Origin of the sequence: Micromonospora sp. WMMD730 (genome assembly GCF_049178955.1) — a bacterium.
GTDB lineage: Bacteria > Actinomycetota > Actinomycetes > Mycobacteriales > Micromonosporaceae > Micromonospora > Micromonospora wenchangensis.
This window is the reverse complement of sequence record NZ_JBMHML010000002.1, coordinates 135,073-152,003: the sequence shown is the minus strand read 5'-3', so window position 1 is coordinate 152,003 and position 16,931 is coordinate 135,073. Positions and strand designations below refer to the sequence as shown.

At 74.9% G+C, this 16,931-nt stretch carries 12 protein-coding genes and 1 pseudogene; 4 read left to right on the top strand and 9 right to left on the bottom strand.

Annotation, left to right across the window (positions count from 1 at the left end; genetic code table 11):
* The first annotated feature begins 248 nt into the window (after positions 1–248).
* The gene (locus ACN265_RS00700; RefSeq protein WP_421411291.1) at positions 249–2,825 is read left to right on the top strand and encodes an FtsK/SpoIIIE domain-containing protein; all 2,577 of its coding nucleotides are present in this window, start codon (positions 249–251) and stop codon (positions 2,823–2,825) included.
* Positions 2,826–3,057: 232 nt separating this feature from the next.
* Entirely contained in the window at positions 3,058–3,762 is a 705-nt protein-coding gene (locus ACN265_RS00695) for a hypothetical protein (RefSeq protein WP_421405727.1), read from the top strand.
* Positions 3,763–3,850: 88 nt separating this feature from the next.
* Here ACN265_RS00695 and folE read toward each other — a convergent pair whose 3' ends face one another.
* The 4 genes from folE to ACN265_RS00675 all read right to left on the bottom strand — a co-directional run bounded on the left by folE (position 3,851) and on the right by ACN265_RS00675 (position 7,745).
* Positions 3,851–4,513 carry a GTP cyclohydrolase I FolE gene (gene folE / locus ACN265_RS00690; RefSeq protein ID WP_204927152.1) on the bottom strand — a complete coding sequence of 221 codons (663 nt, stop codon included), beginning with the start codon at positions 4,511–4,513 and terminating at the stop codon, positions 3,851–3,853.
* A gap of 35 nt (positions 4,514–4,548) precedes the next feature.
* A complete protein-coding gene (gene ftsH, locus ACN265_RS00685) occupies positions 4,549–6,555 on the bottom strand; it encodes an ATP-dependent zinc metalloprotease FtsH (protein ID WP_204927078.1) in 2,007 nt (668 codons plus the stop codon).
* Between the two features lie 377 nt (positions 6,556–6,932).
* On the bottom strand, positions 6,933–7,508 hold the full coding sequence (hpt, locus tag ACN265_RS00680; RefSeq protein ID WP_067302270.1) for a hypoxanthine phosphoribosyltransferase: 576 nt from the start codon (positions 7,506–7,508) through the stop codon (positions 6,933–6,935).
* A gap of 99 nt (positions 7,509–7,607) precedes the next feature.
* Positions 7,608–7,745 carry a hypothetical protein gene (locus ACN265_RS00675; RefSeq protein ID WP_169733054.1) on the bottom strand — a complete coding sequence of 46 codons (138 nt, stop codon included), beginning with the start codon at positions 7,743–7,745 and terminating at the stop codon, positions 7,608–7,610.
* 150 nt (positions 7,746–7,895) lie between these two features.
* On the opposite strand from ACN265_RS00675, the gene ACN265_RS00670 reads away from it, so the two are divergent.
* Positions 7,896–8,858, top strand: a complete 963-nt coding sequence (locus ACN265_RS00670) for a GlxA family transcriptional regulator (protein WP_204927076.1) — start codon at positions 7,896–7,898, stop codon at positions 8,856–8,858.
* 28 nt (positions 8,859–8,886) lie between these two features.
* Here ACN265_RS00670 and ACN265_RS00665 read toward each other — a convergent pair.
* From ACN265_RS00665 to dacB, 4 genes and pseudogenes are all read right to left on the bottom strand, one after another.
* Positions 8,887–10,515: pseudogene (locus tag ACN265_RS00665) on the bottom strand (gamma-glutamyltransferase family protein).
* 9 nt (positions 10,516–10,524) lie between these two features.
* Positions 10,525–11,541, bottom strand: coding sequence for a tRNA lysidine(34) synthetase TilS (gene tilS / locus ACN265_RS00660; protein ID WP_421411287.1), 1,017 nt, complete (start codon positions 11,539–11,541; stop codon positions 10,525–10,527).
* A 118-nt stretch (positions 11,542–11,659) separates the two neighbouring features.
* Positions 11,660–12,727, bottom strand: a complete 1,068-nt coding sequence (locus ACN265_RS00655) for a zinc-dependent metalloprotease (RefSeq protein ID WP_204927074.1) — start codon at positions 12,725–12,727, stop codon at positions 11,660–11,662.
* Positions 12,728–12,854: 127 nt separating this feature from the next.
* Positions 12,855–14,282 carry a D-alanyl-D-alanine carboxypeptidase/D-alanyl-D-alanine endopeptidase gene (dacB, locus tag ACN265_RS00650; protein WP_421411284.1) on the bottom strand — a complete coding sequence of 476 codons (1,428 nt, stop codon included), beginning with the start codon at positions 14,280–14,282 and terminating at the stop codon, positions 12,855–12,857.
* Positions 14,283–14,897: 615 nt separating this feature from the next.
* On the opposite strand from dacB, the gene ACN265_RS00645 reads away from it, so the two are divergent.
* Entirely contained in the window at positions 14,898–15,404 is a 507-nt protein-coding gene (locus tag ACN265_RS00645) for an inorganic diphosphatase (protein WP_204927072.1), read from the top strand.
* An 82-nt stretch (positions 15,405–15,486) separates the two neighbouring features.
* Here ACN265_RS00645 and eccD read toward each other — a convergent pair whose 3' ends face one another.
* Positions 15,487–16,887: a type VII secretion integral membrane protein EccD gene (gene eccD / locus ACN265_RS00640; RefSeq protein ID WP_421405726.1), complete on the bottom strand. Its 1,401-nt coding sequence runs from the start codon at positions 16,885–16,887 to the stop codon at positions 15,487–15,489.
* Positions 16,888–16,931: the final 44 nt, after the last annotated feature.

Sequence of the window (16,931 nt, the reverse complement as noted above, 5' to 3'; positions counted from 1 at the left end):
GAGGCTTCCCGTCGCGAACAGCGGGGTGGAGCACCTCGGAAAGAGGGGTGGACGCGGTGGCCGGTCCGAAGGCTCGCACGAACCGCGCCGCAGCCCTGCACCGCCGGGCCGCCGCGACCGTCGCCGCTGCCGCCACGGTCCTCGACGAGATCCGTCCGGCCCCCGCCGACCAACGCCGCCAGTACGAGCTGGCGGACCGGCTGCGGCACGCCGCCGCCCTGCTCGCCCCGGGCTGGGCCGGGGACGCCTTGACGGACCTGTCGGCGCACACGCCGTGTGGTGAGGAGCATCCGCCCTTCGTCCGGATCGGGACGGGGGCCCCGCTGGAGGATGCGCGCTTCCCGGCGCTGGTGCCGCTGCTCGGCTCGGCGCACCTGACTCTCGACGTGGACGTGCGTGACACCCGGGTGGCGGGTCTCGTCCGGGCCGTGTTGCTGCGCCTGCTGGCGGCCACGCCCGCGGGTTGCCTCCTGGTCCGTGGCGTCGACGGCACCGCAACACCGGGCACCGCAGGCGCCGGCACCCGACCTGGCACCTCCGACACCACCGCCCGCCCCGGCACCGGCACCGGCACCGGCACCGGCACCGGCAAGGCTGGCACGGAACAGGCCGGCGCCGGGCAATCCGACATCGGCAGAGCCCGCACCGCAGGGGCCGCCCCCCAGAACACCGCCGCCGACGCGAGCACCGCACCGCAGCACAGTGGAACGACGAACCCCCGGGACGGGGCCGTCTTCGCCCCGTTCACCGCGCTGGCCGACGCCGGACTGTTCCCGCCTGCGGCGACGGACGTGGCCGGTCTGCGGGCGGTGCTCGCCGAGGCCGAGCAGTGGGTCTCCCCGGGGGCCGGCCGACCCCGCCGGCACGACCGGACGCTGCTGCTGGTGATCGCCGGGCTGCCCGGGTCGACGGCGTCGAGTGACCTGGACCGGATCGTGGCGCTCGCCGAGCGGGGTCGGGGTGCGGGGCTGCACCTGGTGGTCGCCGGCTGGCCGGCGGCCCGGCCACCGTTGCCACAGGCCACCCCGGTACGGCTGCGCACCTCGTACGCGCTGCTGGGTGATCCGCCGGGCAGCCCGTTCAGCGGACCGGGCACCGACGCGCCGGGGGGCCTGAACTGTCCCGTCCTCGTCGACGAGGACCCCGGCGCGGAGCTGATCGACGCCGTCTGCCGTCGGCTGGCCGACCAGATCGAGGCGGGCTCCCGGTTGGGTCTCGCCGAGCTGCTGCCGCCCGGGGACGCGCCGCTCTGGGCGTCCTCCTCGGTCGACGGCCTGTCCACCACGGTGGGCGACGCCGGCGGCCGGCCGGTCACCGTGGGTTTCACCGAGTTGACTCCGCACTGGTTGGTCAGCGGCCGGTCGGACGCGGACCGGGCGGCCTTCCTGACCAACACGCTGCTCGGCCTGGCCGCCCGTTACGGCCCGGACGAACTGGCCCTGTACCTGGTGGATATGGGTGCCGGGGAGTCGTTCGTGGAGTTCCTCCAGACCCGGCGGGACAGGTCGTGGGTGCCGCAGGTCCGCGCGGCGGGGATGGCCGCCGACCCGGAGTACGTGCGGGACCTGTTCGACCAGTTGGCGGCGGAGATCAATCGCCGGGAGGAGGCGGCGGCACGGGCCGGCGGCCAGCGTTTCGCCGAGCTGCGTGACCATCAGGTGCTGCCGCGCGTCGTCTGCGTCATCGACAATTTTCCGCTGCTGCTGTCGGATCGGGATCCGGTGGCCGCCGAGGTGTTGGCCCGGTTGGACGGGCTGGCCAGGTCGGGTCGCGGGTACGGCGTGCACCTGCTTCTGGCCGGCGCGGGTGATCTGGGCGTCGGCGCGGGAGCGGCACCTCGGGATTCGGTGCTGGGGCAGTTCCCGGTGCGGGTGGCGCTTGCCGGCGGCAGCGCGGTGCTGATGCCGACCAACGACGCCGCCGCCGGTCTGGCGGTGGGCAGTGCCGTGGTCAACACCGCCGGTGGCCTGGGCGGCCCACGCGGCGCGACGCGCGGGCACGAGCGGCTGGTCCGGTTCCCCGACCCGCACGACGCCCCGGAGGTGGTGGAGGAGCTGCGGCACCGGCTGTTCGCGGCACGGCCGGAGGATGCCGTACCGCCTGTGGTGTTCGCGGGTTGGGCCCGGCCGTTGCTGGGCAACGATCCCCGGATGCGTGCCGCCGTTGCCGGTCGGTGCGGGGCGCCGGCGGCGCTGCTGGGCCGGGCGGTCGACGTGGCCCGGACGACCGTGGCGGTGCCGCTGGGCCCGGTGGCCGGCCGCAACCTGGCCGTCCTCGGGCCGGGTCCGGCGGCGGCGACGTTGCTGGCGACGGCCGCGCGCAGCACCGCCGCGCACCATCCGCCGGGCGGCGCGGAGTTCGTGCTCGCGCCGCTGGCCGAGGGCTCCGCGTCGCTGGCCGCCGCGCTCGCCGCCGAGTTGGGTGAGCGTCACCGGGTGTCGACGGTGGACGGGCCGGGGTTGCTGACCGAGTTCTCGGGCACCGGTCCGACCTACCTGGTGGTGTTCGGGGTGGACGTGCCCTCGACGGAGGAACTGCCGCCGGACCGGCTGCGTACGCTGCTGCGGGAGGGCCCGCCGGCGGGTCGGCACCTGCTGGGCTGGTGGCGGACGGTGCCGCCGCTGGCCGGGTTGGTGGGGCCCGACGGCGAGGTCGGGAAGCTGGCCGCGGTCGCGACGGTCGACGTGCCGGGTGCGCAGCTCGCCCCGCTCTTCGGGCACCCGGTGCAGTGGCGTCCCCGACCGGCCCGGGTGGTCCTCTGGGACACCACCGACGACCGGGGCACGGTCCTGGTGCCGTTCGCCGACGAGGCGGACCCGGCATGACCGGCCACGGCCGGGCCCGCGTGGAGGCCATTCACGGCGCAGCCCGCGCGGAGACCATCCACGACGGGGCCGGAACCCGCGGTACGGAAGGCGGTCCGCGCGGAGCCGGCCGGGCAGGGCCGCCACGCGGCTCCGGCCGCGATGCGCGGCGTGCGGGACCGGCCCCCGGGAGGACCGCAGGTGACCGACCGCGAGGAGGACCGGGCGTGACGAGCCGCGAGGAGCCTCGGCCGTGAGCATCGACGACGCCGTGACGGTGGCTCCGGTCCGGCAGCGGGCCGGGGGCGAGCCGACCCCGTCGGTGGCCGCCGCCTGGACCGACTACCTGGCCGCCGCCCGTCAGCTCGACGGGGTACGCCGGGGCGCGGCGACGGCAGCCGCCGCGCAGGCCCGGGCGGTGGAGGCGGCACGCGCCGAGTTGACCGAGGTGCGCGCCCGCCTGACGCCGCAGCAGACCCGGCTGCGCGAGCTGGGCGTACCGGCGATCTCGCTGACCCCGACGCCACCGGAACTGGCCGAGGCGACCCGGGCGATGGCGGGTGGTCCGGCGGCGGTGTTGGCGGGCCTGCGCAAGGCGCAGGGCTGGGCGGAGGGTGCCGACGCGGCGCTGGCGGCGCGCGGTTCGCTGCGGCCGGCGGCCTGGACGCCCCGGTTGCGCAACCTCCTGGTGTACGGTCCGCTGGCGCTGGTCGTGCCCCTGGTGCAGCTGCTGCTCCTGGTGACCCTCGGCACCGGACCGGTGGTCGTGGCGGCGCTGCTGGTGGGTCTGCCGATGCCTGCGGCGGCGTTCGCGGCGGGCTGGGTGGGGGTGGGTCGGTTGTTCCCGCCGGGGCCGGACGGCCGGTGGGACCGTACGCCCCGACTGGGGCTGCTGACCTGCCTGATCCCGGCGGTGGTGACCGCCGCCGGGATCACGCTGGCGCTGCTGGCCGGTTGACCGCGCCGCCCCACGCGTCACGGTTCAGCGGCTCAGCGGCTCAGCGGCTCAGCGGCTCAGCGGCTCAGCGGCTCAGCGGCTCAGCGGCTCAGCGGGGAATGATCAGGGACATCGCCTCGGCGCGGGACTTCGCGTCGTGCTGGAGCACGCCCCGCACGGCCGAGGTGATGGTCTTGGCGCCGGACTTCTGGATGCCGCGCATCGCCATGCACATGTGCTCGCAGTCCAGTATCACGATGACGCCACGCGGTTGCAGCTTGCTCATCAGCAGGTCGGCGATCTGCGAGGTCAGCCGTTCCTGCACCTGCGGACGGCGGGCGAAGACCTCGACCAGCCGGGCCAGCTTGGACAGGCCGGTGATCCGGCCGTCGGGGCCGGGGATGTAGCCGATGTGCGCGCTGCCCCGGAACGGCAGCAGGTGGTGTTCGCAGAGGCTCATCACGTCGATGTCCCGGACGAGCACCAACTCTTCGTGGTTGGCCTCGAAGGTGGTGCTGAGCACCTGGGACGGGTCGACCCGCAGGCCGGCGAAGAGTTCGGCGTACGCGCGGGCCACCCGGGCCGGGGTCTGCTGGAGGCCGTCGCGGTCGGGGTCCTCGCCGACCGCGATGAGGATCTCGCGGACCGCCTTCTCGATCCGGCCGAGGTCCATGGTGTCCTCGATCGGGCGACCGTTGAGCTTGCCGCTGATCAGCCGGGCGGCGACGTAGTCCAACGTCTCGTCACCGGGCTCGGTGGACGAGGCGGCCAGCCCCGGGTTGTCGGGGCTGGCCGCGGCGTCGGTGTTCAGTGCAGACCGTCCGAGTTGTTCGTGGCCCCGCCGACGGAGATGCCGTCGGCGGTCGCCTGCGCCTTGAGCTTCTCCTTCTCGGCCGGGGTGAGCACCGGCGGCTCGGTGGAGGGCAGGCGCTTGCCGAAGCCGTTGTACGGGGCCATCGGCGGGCGCTTGACCACCCGGGAGCAGATCCGGGCCATGTCGGCGGTGGAGAGGGTCTCCTTCTCCATCAGCTCCAGGACCATGTTGTCCAGGACGTCCCGGTATTCCACCAGGATCTCCCAGGCCTCGTCGTGGGCCAGCTCGATCAGGGCCCGCATCTCGCCGTCGATCTCGGCGGCGACCGAGTCGGAGTAGTCCCGTTCGTGGCCCATGTTGCGGCCGAGGAACGGCTCGTCCCCGCTGGTGCCGTACTTGATCGCGCCGAGCTTCGAGCTCATGCCGTACTGCGTGATCATCGCGCGGGCCAACTGGGTGGCCTTCTCGATGTCGTTGCCGGCTCCGGTGGTGGGCTCGTGGAAGACGAGTTCCTCGGCGGCCCGGCCACCCAGGGCGTACGCCAGGGTGTCGATCATCTCGGCCCGGGTCTGGGTGTACTTGTCCTCGGTCGGCAGGACCAGGGTGTGCCCCAGCGAGCGACCCCGGGACAGGATGGTCACCTTGTGCACCGGCGCGGCGTGCGGCAGCGCCCAGGCGACCAGCGCGTGCCCACCCTCGTGGTACGCGGTGATCTTCTTCTCCTGGTCGCTCATCACCCGGGTCCGACGCTGCGGCCCGGCGATCACCCGGTCGATCGACTCCTCGAGCGAGTCGTTGGTGATCGCCCGCTGTTCCTTGCGGGCGGTGAGCAGCGCCGACTCGTTGATCACATTGGCCAGGTCGGCACCGGAGAAGCCGGGGGTACGCCGGGCGACCGCGTCGAGGTCGACGTCGGGCGTGAACGGCTTGCCCTTGGCGTGCACCCGCAGGATCGCCTTGCGGCCCTCCATGTCGGGTGCGTCGACGGGGATCTGCCTGTCGAACCGGCCCGGACGCAGCAGCGCCGGGTCGAGGATGTCCGGCCGGTTGGTGGCGGCGATCAGGATGACCCCGCCCTTGGTGTCGAAGCCGTCCATCTCGACGAGCAGCTGGTTGAGGGTCTGCTCCCGCTCGTCGTGGCCGCCGCCCATGCCGGCGCCACGGTGCCGGCCGACGGCGTCGATCTCGTCGACGAAGACGATCGCCGGGGCGTTCGTCTTGGCCTGCTCGAAGAGGTCGCGGACCCGGCTCGCGCCGACACCGACGAACATCTCGACGAAGTCGGAGCCGGAGATCGAGTAGAACGGCACCCCGGCCTCGCCTGCGACGGCGCGGGCCAGCAGCGTCTTACCGGTACCGGGCGGACCGAAGAGCAGCACGCCCTTCGGGATCTTGGCACCCAGGGCCTGGTACTTCGCCGGGTTCTGGAGGAAGTCCTTGATCTCGTGGAGTTCCTCCACCGCCTCCTCGGCCCCGGCGACGTCCGCGAAGGTCGTCTTCGGGGTGTCCTTGGTGATCATCTTCGCCTTGGACTTGCCGAAGTTGAGCACCCGGGAGCCGCCGCCCTGCATCTGCGACATGAAGAACAGCAGCAGGAGCACGAGCAGCGCGATCGGCAGCAGGTTGACCAGCAGGCTCACCCAGATGCTGTCGGAGGACACCTTGGCGTCCGCCGGGCCGGTGACCCGGTTGGCCGCCTTGGCCGCCAGCACCTCGTTCCAGACCTGCTCGCCGGCCTGGTAGGGGAACTGGGCCTCGATCCGGTCGGTCGTGGTGTCGCCGAACTTGGTCTTCTCGGCCAGGTTGAGCTGGAGCGTCTGCTCCTTGTCCTGGAAGACGACCTTGTTGATCTTGGCGGTGTGCAGTTGGTCGAGCGCAACGGAAGTGTCCACCCGGTGGTAACTGGGACCAGCGGTGAACAGCTGACTGAGCACAACGGCGCCGAGGATGACCAGGATGATCCAGACCACCGGTCGGCGGAAGAAACGCGTACGTTCCATGCTGTTGTCGAGCGCCGGAGCGCCCGCATCCTCCTGATCGACGTCCTGACCGTCTGAATGGTGTCGCCGCCGGGGGCGGCGTCGAGCCGCCGTGCGGGCCGGCCTCGACCCCGAGGCGCGCGAACTGCCGCACCGCGGTCATTCGACGGTACACCGTGCACGCGAGGAGCGAGCTTGCGAGCCCCGCAGTTACGCGTACGGCGAACCGGGTTTCGGCCGGCGTGACGGGGAACGTGCGCACCGGCTCCGTCGACCGCCCGGTCACGCGGGTCGGGGTGCCGGACGCGGAGATGTCCCACGCCACCGGCACCCACGGTAGTCGGATTGCCTGGGAGCCCGCTGAACGTCCGCTCGATGACGACCGATACGGGCGCAGTTCAGGCGCGGGCGTAGACCTCGGGCTTGAGCACCCCGACGTAGGGCAGCTCGCGGTAGCGCTCGCCGAAGTCGAGGCCGTAGCCCACGACGAACTCGGTCGGGATGTCGAAGCCTACGTACTTGACCGGCACCGTGACCTTCACCGCGTCGGGCTTGCGGAACAGGGCCACCACCTCGACGCTGGCCGCCGACCGGGACTCCAGGTAGCGCAGCAGCCAGGACAGGGTCAGGCCGGAGTCGACGATGTCCTCGACCACCACCACGTGCCGGCCGGCGATGTCCCGGTCGAGGTCCTTGAGGATGCGCACCACGCCGGAGGAGGTGGTGCCCTGGCCGTACGAGGAGATGGCCATGAAGTCCAGCTCGACGGGCGGACCCTGCCGGCCCAGCGCGCGGGCGAAGTCGGCCATGAACATGACCGCGCCCTTGAGGACGCAGACGAGCAGCAGTCCGTCGGTGACCCCGGCGTAGTCCGCCGAGACCTGCTTGGCCAGCTCCGCCGTCTTCTCGCGGATCTGCGCCTCGGAGATGATCACGTGATCGATGTCGGCGTCGTACCAGGAGCCGTCAGCCATGCTCCTAGCCTGCCGTACGCCGGAGGGCCCGCGTCGGCGGGGCCGCCCCTTCTGGCGCGGTCCCGCCCCGAATTTTCCGGCACAACGGAATCAATCACCTCAGCAGGTGCGGGATCGCCAGCGGCGGCCCTCCTCGGTGGGCTTCCAGTCGGCCGAGTCGCGGGTGTCGGCGGTCAGGCCGAACGCCGAGGCGGCGGTCAGCGCGGCGAGGAAGAGCAGGAACAACAGGAACTGCATGGCGGCGCTCGCTTTCTCGCGATCTGAGTGGTTTTCGCCGCCGGTGCGCACCGGACTCATCCCAGTTTCCGCCAGTGGTCCGGGCCGGGACAGTGGCAGTCATGCCAGGTACCCTCGATTTCCTGCCACCTTTCCGGTTACCCTCGTCACATGATTCGATCGGTGGCCGTCATCGCGTTGGACCAGGTGGCCGTCTTCGAGCTGGGCGTGCTCACCGAGGTCTTCGGCACCGACCGCACCGACGACGACTTCCCCGGCTACCGGTTCACCGTCTGCACCGCCGACGGCGACCCGGTCCGTACCGCCTCCGGGTTCGGGCTCACCCCGCACGCCGACCTCGCCCCGGTCGACGACGCCGACCTGGTCGCCGTGCCCGCGTACACCCAGGGGGGTGAGGTGCCCGAGGCGGTGCTGGCCGCGCTGCGCCGCGCCGCCGACCGGGGGGCGTACGTGTTCAGCGTCTGCTCGGCGGCGTTCGTGCTCGGCGCGGCCGGCCTGCTCGACGGCCGGGAGTGCACCACCCACTGGAAGTACGCCGACGAGCTGCAACGCCGGCACCCCTCGGCCCGGGTCCGGTGCAACAGCCTCTACGTGGCCGACGGCCCGGTGCTGACCAGCGCCGGCACCGCCGCCGGCATCGACGCCTGCCTGCACCTGGTGCGCCAGGAACACGGCTCGGTCACCGCCACCCGGCTGGCCCGGCGCATGGTGGTCCCCCCGCACCGCGACGGCGGCCAGTCCCAGTACGTCGAGGCGCCGATCCCGGCCACCCCCGACGCGCCCACCCTCGAACCGGTGCTGAGCTGGCTGGTGGGGCACCTGGACCGGCCGACCACCGTGGACGAGCTGGCGGCCCGCGCCGGCATGTCACCACGGACCTTCGCCCGCCGGTTCCGGGCCGAGACCGGCACCACCCCGCACGACTGGTTGACCAACCAGCGGGTGCTGCTGGCCCGCCGGCTGCTGGAGGAGACCCGGCTGAGCGTGGAGAGCGTCGCCGGCCGCTCGGGTTTCCCCGATGCCGCCGCCCTGCGCCACCACTTCGCCCGCCGGGTCGGCACCACCCCGCAGGGCTACCGCACCACCTTCCGCGACCGCGTCCCCACCGCCTGAGCCGCCGCCCCCGGGGGCGGCGCCGGGGTCAGTAGCCCAGCGCCGCGCCGTCGACCCGGGGCTCCGCGCCGACCACCCAGCCGCCGGCCGGGGCCCGCCACAGCGCCTGGCCGTACCCGAAGACGGACGGCTCGTCGGCGACGGTGACCTCGTGGCCCCGGGCGCGCAACCCCGCGACCAGGCCGGGCTCGGCCGCCAGCGCCGGCTCGACCAGCAGGGTCCGGCCGGCGTGCCAGTACCAGCGGGGGGCGTCGAGGGCGGCCTGCGGATCACGACCGTCGTCGACGGTCGCGGCGACCAACTGGACGTGCCCCTACGGCTGCATGTGCCCGCCCATCACCCCGAACGGGCCGACCGGTGCGCCGTCGCGGGTCAGGAAACCCGGGATGATCGTGTGGAACGGACGCTTGGCCGGCCCCACCAGGTTGGGGTGACCCGGGTCGAGCCGGAAACCGGTGCCCCGGTTCTGCAGGGCGAAGCCGTGGCCGGGCAGCACCACCCGGGAGCCGAACCCCAGGTAGGTGGACTGGATCAGGCTGACCATCAGCCCGCCCGCGTCGGCCGTGCAGAGGTAGACGGTGCCGCCCCGCTCGGGCGTGCCGGCCACCGGGTCGCCGGCCCGGTCGGTGAGCAGCGCCCGCCGCGCCGCCAGGTAGCCCGGGTCGAGCAGGCCGGCGGTCGGCACCTCGGCGCGTTCCGGGTCGGCCACGTGGGCGTGCGCGTCGGCGAAGCCGAGCTTGACCGCCTCCACCTGCCGGTGCACCCGGTCCACCGGGTCGACGCCCGGGTCGAGGCCGTCCAGGACGCCCAGCGCCAGCAGCGCCGCCAGCCCCTGCCCCGGCGGCGGCAGCTCCCACACCTCGTGCCCCCGGTAGCGGACGCTGACCGGGTCGACCCAGGTCGAGGTGTGCGCGGCCAGGTCGGCGGCGGTGAGGAAGCCACCGGTACGGGCGGCGTGCCGGTCCAGCGCCGCCGCGATCGCGCCCCGGTAGAAGTCCTCCGCGCCGGTGGCGGCGATCAGCCGCAGCGTCCGGGCCGCCGCCGGGTTGCGCCAGCGTTCGCCGGGTCGGGGCGCCCGGCCGGCCACCGTGAAGACCCGGTCGAACTCGGTGAACTCGGCACCCGCCGGCACCGGTTGTGCCAGTGCCCGGGCCCAGGTGGCGGCGGTGCCGGTGGAGACCGGATGGCCGTGTTCGGCGTACCCGACCGCGTCGGTGAAGAGGTCGGCGAAGGGCAGCACGCCGAACCGGTCGTGCAGGTCCCGCCAGCCGGCCGGCGCTCCGGGCACCGTCACCGGCAGCCAGCCCCGGGCGGGCATCGCCGGGCCGGACGCCTGCGCGCCACCGAGCGCCGCCACCGGTTCCGCCGCCGCCCCACCGGTGGCGGCCAGCACCACCTCCCGGGTCAACCCGGCCGGTGACCGCCCGGCGGCGGCGAGACCGTGCAGCCGGTCGCCGTCCCAGACGATGGCTAACAGGTCACCACCGATGTCGTTGGACGGCGGCTGCACCACGGTCAACGTGATCGCGGTCGCCAGTGCCGCGTCGACGGCGTTGCCGCCGCGCCGCAGCACGGCCAGGCCCGCCGCCGCCGCGAGCGGATGGCTGGTCGAGACGGCACCGTGCGGGGCGAACAGGGCACTGCGGGGGTACGCCATCAGCCCTGTCTACCGCACCGGAGCGGGCCCGCCCAGGTCGACGGGGAGCAGCCGGCCGTCCCGACGGCCGACGCGTACGCCCCCCGGCAGGGCGGTCGGGCCCTGCCCACGCCAGGCGGTGACCAGGGCGTCCAACGCGTCGACGTGCCGGTGGGACAGCGCACCCGGTGGTGCCCCCAGCTCCCGTGCCCAGGCGTGCAGCACCCGGCCGCGTACCGCCCCGGGGAGGCCGGCCAGCGCCGGCACGGACAGCCCGCCGCCGTCGCGTACCCCCGGGCTGCCGTCGGGCCGGGACTGCGGGGCGCCGAGGGCGGCGGCGGCCAGGTCGTCCAGCGCGGCGGTGTCCGCGGCGAGCATCCGGGCGGTACGCGCCAGGTTGTCCACGACCCCGTCGCCGAGCGCGGCGACCAGCGCCGGCAGCGCGTCGGCGCGGACCCGGGCCCGGGCGTACGACGGGTCGGTGTTGTGCGGATCCTGCCAGGGGGTCAGGCCGAGTGCCCCGCACGCGTCGCGGGTCTGCGCCCGGGTGACGTCGAGCAGAGGGCGCAGCAGCGGCACCCCGGCCAACTCCCGCCGGGCGGGCATCCCGGCCAGCCCGCGCGGGCCGGCCCCCCGGGCGAGCGCCAGCAGCACCGTCTCGGCCTGGTCGTCGCGGGTGTGCCCGAGCAGGACGGCGACCGCACCGTGCCGCCGGGCCGCCGCCGTCAATGCCTGGTAGCGGGCCTGCCGGGCGGCCGCCTCGGGGCCACCGGGCCGGCCGGCCACCGTCACCGGCACCGCCTCGACCGGATCGAAACCGACCCGCCCGGCCCACCCGGCGACGGCGGCGGCCCGCTCGGCCGACCCGGCCTGCAACCCGTGGTCGACGGTCACCAGACCGGCCGGCCGGCCGAGCCGGGACGCCACGAACGCGGTGGCGGCGGCGAGGGCCAGCGAGTCCGCCCCACCCGAGCAGGCCACCAGCACCGGCCCGGCGGGCGGCAGCCCGGCCAGCGCCCGACGGACCGCGACCCGGACGGCGGCCACCGCCGGATCGGGCGACGGCCCGGAAGAGACACCGACGCCGCGCCGCCCGACCTCGGCCGGCTCGGCGGTACGGAGCCCGACCGGCAGGTCGGCGGGGCTGGGCCGGCCGGCCACCGGGTCAGCCGGCGGTCGGGGTGGCGCCGGCCGGGCCGTGCACCCGGGCCACCCAGGCTGCCGGGTCGCCCAGCTCGTCGAGCCGGGGCAGGGTCAGCGGCGAACCGAAGATCTTGTTGAAGCCGGGCATGCCGACCTGCTCGACCACGCCGTGCACGAACTTGCGGCCCTCGGCGTACTGGCGCATCTTGACGTCCACGCCGAGCAGCCGGCGGATCGCCTTCTCCAGCGGGTTGCCCGTCTCACGGCGGCGGTTGAAACCCGCCCGGATCCGCTCCACGCTGGGGATGACCTGCGGGCCGACGCCGTCCATCACGAACTCGGCGTGCCCCTCGAGCAGGGTCATCAGCGCGGTGAGCCGGTCCAGCACGGCCCGCTGTGCCGGGGTCTGCACGATGTCCAGCACACTGGTGCGGCTGTCCGGGTCACGGACCGCGTCGGAGAGGGTGGAGACCCCCCGGCGCAGCCGCTCGACCAGGTGCTCGGTGCCCTGCGAGGCGTCCACGAACGCCTGCACCTCACCGAGGAAGTACGCCCGCATCCACGGCACAGCGGTGAACTGGGTGCGGTGGGTGACCTCGTGCAGGCACACCCAGAGCCGGAAGTCGCGCGGGTCGGCCCCGAGCTTGCGTTCCACCTCGACGATGTTCGGCGCGACCAGCAGCAGCTGCCCCGGGTCGGCCGAGAAGACCTCGTACTGGCCGAGCACCCGGCCGGAGAGGTAGGCCAGCACGGTGCCGGCCTGCACCCCGGTGAGCCGGGAGCCGACCGCCTCGGTGAGCGCGCCGGGCGGCTTGTCGCCGGAGAGCCGGCTGACCAGTGGCGTGATCACCTCACGCAGGCCGGCGATGTTGGTGGCCGCCCAGTCGCGCCGGTCCACCACCCGCACCGGCGGATGGCTCACCTGCGGACGCAGCCCCGTGTAGTCGGCGACGTGCCCGGCCGCCTCGTCGGTGAGCCGGCGCAGATCGCCGACCACCCCGGTCGCCTCCGCGTACGACACGCGGGGGCCCGACTTGCTCAGCGCCCCAGCGGTGGCGGCGGCCAGATCCCAGTCCACGAACTGCGCCATGCCACCCACCGTACCCGCGCCGCGACACCCCGGCCGGTTGCCCGCGTCCGGGCCACCGGCGGCGGGGCCGACGCGTCCCACCGGCCCGGGCGGTCCGCGCCCACCGGGGCAGGTCGGGTGCCGCCGCTCAGCGGCAGCCGCAGCCGGCCAGCGCGCCGGCGATCCGGTCCAGTGCCGCCCGGGTGACCTCCGGGTCGCCGGCCGGGGCCTGGTCGGTGAGCACCGCGAACGTGAGCAGCCGGCCGTCGCGGGTGGTGACCAGGCCGGCGATGGCGTGCACCCCGGTCAGGGTGCCGGTCTTGGCCCGGACCACGCCGGCTCCGGCGGCGGTCTCCGTCGACTCGTAGCGGGTGCCGAGGGTGCCCGACCAGGCGGCCACCGGGAGACCGCCGAAGATCGCGGTCAACTCCGGGTGGGTGCCGTTGCCGGCCACCGCGATCAGGTCGGTGAGCAGCGACGGGCTGATCCGGTTGCTGCGGGACAGCCCGCTGCCGTCGGCGAGGCTGATCTCGTCGGCCGGCAGTCCCAGCTCGCCGATCACCTCGTCCATCGCCGCCGCGCCACCGGCGAAGGACGCCTGCTGGTTGCGGGCCAGGGCGACCTGGCGGGCCAGGGCCTCGGCGATCACGTTGTCACTGTCGGTGATCATGATGTCGACCAGCCGGACCATCGGCAACGACTCGACCTTGCCCAGTTCGGTGCCAGGCGCGGGCGTGCCGGCCGCCGTCGCGCCACCGGCCGCCGGGGCGGTGCCCCGGACCACCCCGCCCTGGGGCAGGCCGAGCAGCCGGGCGAAGGAACGGCCGGCGGCCAGGTCAGGCTCGGCGTACCGGGTGGCCGCACCGTGGCTGTCGGCGAAGTTCTTCCGCGCCCCCACCGGGTCCCGGCGCGCGCCGTCGGTCATCAGCGCGGTGATCGACGCGCCGAATCCGCCGGTCGGGATGTCCGCATCCCAGCCGGGACCGTGGACCGGGCCGGGGAAGAGCGTGGAGTCGACCACCACCCGGGTCGGGGCGGTGCCGCCGAGGGCCTGCTTGACCTGCGCGGCGAGCGCGTCGAGGCGGGCCGCGCCGGGGTAGAAGCCGTTTTTGTCCACGGCCAGCGTCGGGTCGCCGCCGCCGACCAGCACCACCTCGCCCGGGCTCGCCCCGGCCACCGCCCGGGTGGCGATCCGGTGCCCGGGGCCCCGCGCCTTCAGCACGGTCACCCCGGTGGCGAGCTTGGTGACCGAGGCGGGCACGGTGGCGTCGTCGCCGCCCTTGGCGTACAGCGATTCGCCGGTGACGACGTCGGCCACCGACACGTTGACCCGACTGCCCAGGGCGGCGGCGGTGGTCAGTGGTTCCACCGCGGCGCGTACCCCGGCCGGGGTCGGCTCCGGTGCGGTGCCGTCGGGGCCGGCGAGCACCGGGGACGGGTCGGGCTCGGGCGGTCGCGCGGTGGGCGACGGGGTGCTGTCCGCCCCGCCCAGCCAGCCGGCGACCGGGCCCGGCCGGAGCACCGCCGCCGCTCCGGCGAGACCCACCAGCAGCACGACGACCAGCAGCGCCGGCACCCACCGCCGACGCCGACGAGGTGGACCGGCGGGCGGTGGCGGGCCACCGTCCGGCGGCGCGGAGCCGGGACGGGCCGACGGCTCCGGACGGGCCGGCGGCGACGCCACGACCGGGTGGGTGGCGACCGGGGCCGAGCCCCGGTGCGGAGGGACCGCCGCGGAGCCGGACGCCGGAGCGGCCGGCGCGGCAGACGCCGGGGCGGCACCGGACGGGGGGAACGGGGGCGACACCGGGGCGGACCCGACGGCCGGTCGGCCCTCGGTCGCGGACGGTGGACGCCAGGCCGGCGGTGGCGGATGCTCCTCGGACCGGCCGGTGACCGGCGGTTCGGGCGTCGACTCGGGGCGACGGGGGACGTTCGCGTCGGGCACCGAGACCCGACCGGTGGCACCGCCGGTCACGGACCGGCCCGATCCCCGGCCGTCAACCCCCTCCGGGCGGTAGTGTGAATCTTCCCTCCCCACGACCCCCTCCTCCCGCCGCCGAACTCGCCTGGGTGACACTACTTCGGTCCGAAGACTATGCGGCGTCCGGAGCCGACGGGTGGCCATTCATCCGTACCGGGCGTCAGTGGTTCCGTTCAGCCAGCGTGGGCAGACGAGGGAGCGTGGGAGATGGATTTCGACGTCACGGTTGAGATCCCGAAGGGTCACCGCAACAAGTACGAGGTGGACCACGCGACGGGCCGGATCCGGCTGGACCGCACCCTGTTCACGTCGACCCAGTACCCGGCCGACTACGGCTTCATCGAGGGCACCCTCGGCGAGGACGGCGACCCGCTGGACGCGCTGGTGCTGGTCCCCGAGCCGACCTTCCCGGGCTGCCTGATCCGCTGCCGCACCATCGGCATGTTCCGGATGACCGACGAGAAGGGCGGCGACGACAAGGTCCTCTGCGTCCCCTACGAGGACCCGCGTCAGGAGCACCTGCGCGACATCCACCACCTGGGCGAGTTCGACCGGCTGGAGATCCAGCACTTCTTCGAGGTCTACAAGGACCTCGAACCGGGCAAGTCGGTCGAGGGCGCGACCTGGGTCGGCCGGGTCGAGGCCGAGGCCGAGGTGCTGGCGTCCTACCAGCGGGCCCGCGACGCCGAGGCGCAGGGCGGCACCGCGCACTGACCGGCTTACCGCGAGCGGCCCGGACCGGACGGTCCGGGCCTTCGTCGTCGCCCGGCCGGCCGCGGGTCCCGGTCGGCGGCGGTCAACCCAGCAGGCCCCGGGCCGCGTCGTAGAGGTCCAGCACCGCGCAGGCCACCGGCACCACCGCCACCACCAGCGCCGTGTCGGTCAGGTCGGCCACCCGACCGAGGTACGGCGAGACCGGCCGCCGGGCGTACGTCGTACCGGCGGCGACGGCGAGTAGGGCGACGACCAGCCCGCCCCCGCTCAACGCCAGCAGCCCGGGGACACCGGGCCGGCCGGCGAGCACCGCCCCGAGCACCGCGAACCCGGCCAGGCCGGCCGTGACCGGGGGTACCCGGTGCCGGACGGCCACGAACAGCCGGGACCGCAGCAGCAGCACCCCCGCGCCGACGGCCACCAGCACCCGCCCGGCGAGCCCACCGTCGGCGGCGAGCACCAGCGTGGCGGCCACCACCGCGACCGCGTGCCCGAGCAGCATCCCGGTCAGCATCTCCTCGCTGCGGGCCACCGCCGCATGCACCCGGGCCCGGTCCGGCAGGTCCCGTACGCCGTCCGGGCCACCCGTCGGGCCGGCCGGCAGGGTGATCGGTGGCAGCGGTACCTTGCCCAGCCGGATCGCCAGCAGCGGCAGCGCCCCCAGGACGAAGACCATGACGCAGAGCAGCACGGCGGCGGTGCCGGCCGGGTCGAGCAGCAGCCCGCCCAGACCGGCGAGCCCGCCCACCGCTCCCGCCGTCGCACCGGCCACGAAGACCCGCAGCCGGGTGGCGACGCCGAGCAGGCCCAGCACGGCGGTCAGGAGCAGCGCCACCGCACCGGCGAGCAGCTCGGGTGCGCCGAGCCAGGGCAGTGGCCGCAACACCCCCACCGGGTCGCCCGAGCTGACCGCGAGCGCGCCCGCCGCGGCGGCGTACGGCAGGGCGTAGCCGCCGAGGGTGGCCCCGGTGGGGCCGTCACCCCACGCCCGGGAGGCGGTGGTGCCGGCGAGGGTGAGCAGCAGCGCCACCACACCCGCGGCGGGCCAGGCGGCGGGCTGTCCCGGCCCGGCGGCCAGCACGGCGAGCAGCCCCACGGCGAGCGGGACGCCCGCACCGGCCAGCACGGCCGCCCGGGTCGTCGCCGCCGACCAGGCCGCCCCCCGGCGACGCGCGCCGTCGGCGATGGCCTCGACCACGTCGTCGTACTCCAGTTCGGGCCACTGGTCGTGGGCGGGCACCAGGTGCAGCACCTCGCCGTCGCGTACCCCCTGCGGCAGCAGCGGCTGCGCGGTCACCAGCACCGCCCCGTCGGTACGCCGCAGCACCCAGCCGCCGTGCCGCTCGCCGTCGTCGGCCAGCCCCTCCCCGGCGTGCCGGAGCACCTCGGGCAGCAGCTCGGCCAGGGGGACCTGCTCCGGCAGGGCCACGTCGACGCGTCGCCCCGGCGCGCTGATGGTGACCCTGGCCAGCCCGATGGTCATCGACTGGACTCCATATCGATAGGCGGTGGCGGCTGACGGACGAC

Bases quoted from the DNA above. Each gene is read 5' to 3' on its own strand.
- ftsH (WP_204927078.1), bottom strand. From the start codon at position 6,555: ATGGAACGTACGCGTTTCTTCCGCCGACCGGTGGTCTGGATCATCCTG.
- hpt (WP_067302270.1), bottom strand. From the start codon at position 7,508: ATGGCTGACGGCTCCTGGTACGACGCCGACATCGATCACGTGATCATC.
- ACN265_RS00675 (WP_169733054.1), bottom strand. From the start codon at position 7,745: ATGCAGTTCCTGTTGTTCCTGCTCTTCCTCGCCGCGCTGACCGCCGCC.
- ACN265_RS00670 (WP_204927076.1), top strand. From the start codon at position 7,896: ATGATTCGATCGGTGGCCGTCATCGCGTTGGACCAGGTGGCCGTCTTC.
- ACN265_RS00655 (WP_204927074.1), bottom strand. From the start codon at position 12,727: ATGGCGCAGTTCGTGGACTGGGATCTGGCCGCCGCCACCGCTGGGGCG.
- ACN265_RS00645 (WP_204927072.1), top strand. From the start codon at position 14,898: ATGGATTTCGACGTCACGGTTGAGATCCCGAAGGGTCACCGCAACAAG.
- eccD (WP_421405726.1), bottom strand. From the start codon at position 16,887: ATGACCATCGGGCTGGCCAGGGTCACCATCAGCGCGCCGGGGCGACGC.